At 62.2% G+C, this 1,939-nt stretch carries 1 protein-coding gene; it reads right to left on the bottom strand.

Features of this window, described 5'->3' with window-relative positions:
• Positions 1-89: 89 nt before the first annotated feature.
• Positions 90-1,352, bottom strand: a complete 1,263-nt coding sequence (ltrA, locus tag ACFY0T_RS50245) for a group II intron reverse transcriptase/maturase (protein ID WP_388885967.1) — start codon at positions 1,350-1,352, stop codon at positions 90-92.
• Between the last annotated feature and the right edge of the window lie 587 nt (positions 1,353-1,939).

Here is a 1,939-nt window from a genome sequence, read left to right as displayed (position 1 = left end):
GGGGTCGGGTGGCCCGGGGGAATCGCACCCCCGGGCTCCCACAGAACGGAGCGTGACAGTCTCCCGTCACTCCGCTCTTGTCATCCTGGTCACCAGGCGATGGAGGCTTCGGTCGTCCACTTCCACTGTGCGAACAGCCGGGGATAGCGTTTGGCGATCCCCCGCATACACTCGACGGCCTTTCTCAGCCCCGCGAGCCGTTTGTACTTCCGGCGGATCCATCGCACCAAGTAGGCGTTGATGCGCGCCAAGAGGGGATACAACGCCGACCGGTAGAACCGGCCGTAGTAGTTCATCCAGCCCGCCACGATCGGATTGATCTCCTTGGCGAGCCCTACGAACGTGAAGTTGGGACGGCGATGTAGCCGCCAGCGGCGGACTTCTTCGCTCATCTTGTTCAGGGCGTCCTTGCTGACCGCCGGCATGAAGGCCAGAAACATCCGGCCACTCTTGGCACGGGCACCGCGCGGGCGGAACGTGAACCCCAGGAACGTGAACGCCGTGTGCTCATAAGAGCCCCGGCGGTTGCTGTCCTTGCAGTACACGATCTTGGTCTTGTCGGGATGCAGTCGCAGCCCGACCTCTTCCATCCTGTTCCCGAGCTCCGTCAGGACCTTGCGGGCCTGGCGCTCGCTGACGCAGTGCACGACCGCGTCGTCGGCATAACGTTCGAACTGGACGTCCGGATAGGTCCGGGCGAGCCAGGTGTCGAACGCGTAGTGCATGAACAGGTTCGCCAGCACGGGCGAGACCGCAGATCCTTGCGGGGTTCCCCGATCTCGCTTCTGCAAGGTGCCGTCGGGCAGTTGAAGCGGCGCTTGGAGCCACCGCTTGACATACAAAATCACCCATACGGCATCGGTGTGAGCCTCGACAGCCTTGACGATGAGGTCCCACCGGACGCTGTCGAAGAACTTCTGGATGTCGAGATCGATCACCCAGTCCTTCTTCCAACACCGTGTCCGGCAGCGCTCCACCGCGTCCAGGGCCGACCGTCTTGGCCGGTAGCCATAGGAGTCTTCGTGGAACACCGGTTCCACGCGAACCCCCAGGTGCTTGGCCACAACGGTCTGAGCGACCCTGTCGGCGACGGTGGGGATGCCGAGCATCCTCATCCCGCCGCCATGCTGCTTCGGAATTTCCACCGCACGCACCGGAGGGGGAAAGTACGTCCCCGACGACATCCGATTCCAGATCTTGTACAGGTTTCCCCGCAGATCAGACTCGAAGTCAGCAATGGACTGCCCATCCACCCCGGGCGCACCCTGATTCCTCTTCACATCCTGAAAAGCCTCCCAGACCTCCCACTTCGAGATCTCAAACGGCTTGCCTAAAGATTTCAACTGCTCCATCGGCTCCTCCCGGAGAGCATCCGGTTGACCAAACGAACACAGCCACGGATGACCCGGCCCCTTCGCTCCACCCCCATTACAGGGGCTTCCTCACTACTACGGGCCGGTCCGCCAGCGCACCCCGCGACGGTACTCAGTCCCTTACGGATTCAGCCGCTTGGGACGCTCCCTCTCGCCGCCCTGACCAGGACGGACAGTGTCGGGGCACGCCTTCTCCCGTTCCACGTGAAAGCAGCAGATCAGGCTCACGTCGCCTACATGCCGGACACCACCTGGCCAATAGACGGGCTCCCGCCAGGCTCATCCCGAGGGCCGGTTACACAACCTCGGTTTCGATGTCAGCTGATTCCGTTACGACACATCAATGACGATTCGCTTGCGCTCGTCTTCCTGATCCCCACCTGACGCCTCTTACGGCGCCGTTTCCTCATCGCTCACCACGACGGTCTTCAGCCAACGCAGCATGAGGTGGTTTGAAGCCTCCCCCCGCAGGGCGACTCCGAAGGGCCAAAGTCCTTCATCTTCCACGCAGCACCGCAACAAGGTGCTCTACCTACATCGAACTCCTCCTTGCGTTCGGGACACAC

Origin of the sequence: Streptomyces sp. NPDC001530, from assembly GCF_042894545.1 — a bacterium.
Classification (GTDB): Bacteria; Actinomycetota; Actinomycetes; order Streptomycetales; family Streptomycetaceae; genus Streptomyces.
This window is presented reverse-complemented; position numbering and strand designations above follow the sequence as displayed.